Genomic DNA, 1,839 nt, shown 5'->3' on the forward strand with positions numbered 1-1,839 from the left:
ATAGCATTCCTGTAGAGCGTTAATTTTCAACTTTGAAAAAAATAGAGCTCCTCAGTAAGATATGAGTATAGACACCACTCTAAAACTCAAAATCTAAGGAGGAAGCTCTACTATGAAGTTTAAAATGCAAGACAAACAAAATCAACTAATTGAACGAATTTCTGATAAACATCTCGTTGTTGGTGTGGATATTGCACAACAAGTTCACGTTGCTCGAGCTGTGAACTTCCGTGGGATTGTAGTAGGCGATCCTCTATCTTTTGAAAATAATGAAGAAGGCTTTACTAGATTACTGCAGTGGATCAATGAATTAAAAGAAACAAAAAATTTCAATACATCGATTGTAGGTATGGAGCCTACCGGACATTACTGGCTTAATCTATCAAAATGGCTATATGAACAAAACGTTGATGTGGTAACGGTTAACCCTCATCTTGTCAAAAAGAATAAAGAAAATCGAGATAATACTCAATCTAAGAGTGATAAAAAAGACGCTCTCGTAATCGCTGATATGGTGAAGAATGGTTATTATGCCTTTATCCGTCCAACTCCAGAAGCTTTTGAAAAACTTCGAGTACTTATGGCTAACCGTGATGTGATTGTTAAACGGCTTGTCAGTTCCATCAATCAATTAAATCGATGGGTAGATCTTATCTTCCCTGAACTTCGACAAGTGTTTAAGGACATAAAAGGGAAAGGGGCAATCGCAACCCTTCGCTTATTCCCTACCCCCATCGAATTACGTTCCATGGAAGCCCAGGATATCGTTGAAGGATGGAAAACAAAAATGAAGCGACACGCTGGACTAAAAAAAGCCCAATCACTAGTTGAATTAGCTAAGCATTCTGTTGGTAATCAACAAGCACATGATGCTTATAAATTACACCTAGAACAATTGCTTGAAGAATTTGATCTCGCTACAGTTCAACTTGAAAGAGTTGAAAAAGAAGTGACTGGTGTACTCGAACAAATTACATTCGCAAATAAACTACTTGCCATTAAAGGAATTAGTGAAATTTCACTAGCTGGCATTTTAGGAGAAGCAGGAGATCTAAGCGGCTTCTCTCACGGTAATTCCCTATTGCGATACGCGGGATTACATCTAGCAGAAGCTAGCTCGGGTAAATGGAAAGGACAAATTGTCATTTCTAAACGCGGCAGATCCCGGCTACGACGTTTCTTGTATTTAGCGACCATGAGCCTTGTCATGAACAATCCTGAATTTAAAGAGCTTCACTCCAATAATGTGAAAGTAAAAAAAATGAAAAAAATGAAATCAATTATGAAACTGCTTGGGAAACTTGCACGAATATTAGTTGGAATATCTCGAAAAAATGAGTCTTATTGTCCTAATAAAGTTCACGCTTTAGAACCTCTAGCAGCATAAAGCTTATTCTAAACACAAGGAATTCCATTAAAATTTTAAGGAGTACTAAAAGTAAGTAATTACCCGTTAATTTTTTATTGAATGTTGCCTTATTCGTAGGATTTCAAAGAAAGCACGGAGTACTGGATGTCTTCAACCAAAGGGCAATGACCCGTTCCGATAGCAAAACCGGCCTCCACCCCTTGGATAGGCATGACGAAGGAATGATAGGGCTTAGACCCGTTGAGACATGGGAGGGATAGCCTCCAGGGGCGGCGTGGAGAATACGTGCATTATATGGTAATAACTGGAGTTTTATCTACCTCCTTTATTTCAGCATGCCTTCATGTAGCCAAAATGGACCGACACTCATTCCAATCATCTATTACTGTTCTTACAAGTGGTTTGAAATCCTGCGAATAAGTGAGCATTTGAGAGATATACCTATCTAACTGAGGGAGTTGAAGAAGGAG

General features: G+C 38.6%; 1 protein-coding gene. It reads left to right on the plus strand.

Going from position 1 to position 1,839, the window contains the following annotated elements; genetic code table 11:
- Positions 1-112: 112 nt before the first annotated feature.
- Positions 113-1,387 (plus strand): IS110 family RNA-guided transposase, encoded by a 1,275-nt coding sequence (locus tag CDZ88_RS17220; protein WP_100372342.1) that lies wholly within the window; start codon positions 113-115, stop codon positions 1,385-1,387.
- Positions 1,388-1,839: the final 452 nt, after the last annotated feature.

The organism is Bacillus sp. FJAT-45037, from assembly GCF_002797325.1.
Taxonomy (GTDB): domain Bacteria; phylum Bacillota; class Bacilli; order Bacillales; family Bacillaceae_D; genus Alkalihalophilus.

What these genes read in the sequence shown, in the direction of transcription:
- CDZ88_RS17220 (WP_100372342.1), top strand. Translation starts at nt 113, where the DNA reads ATGAAGTTTAAAATGCAAGACAAACAAAATCAACTAATTGAACGAATT.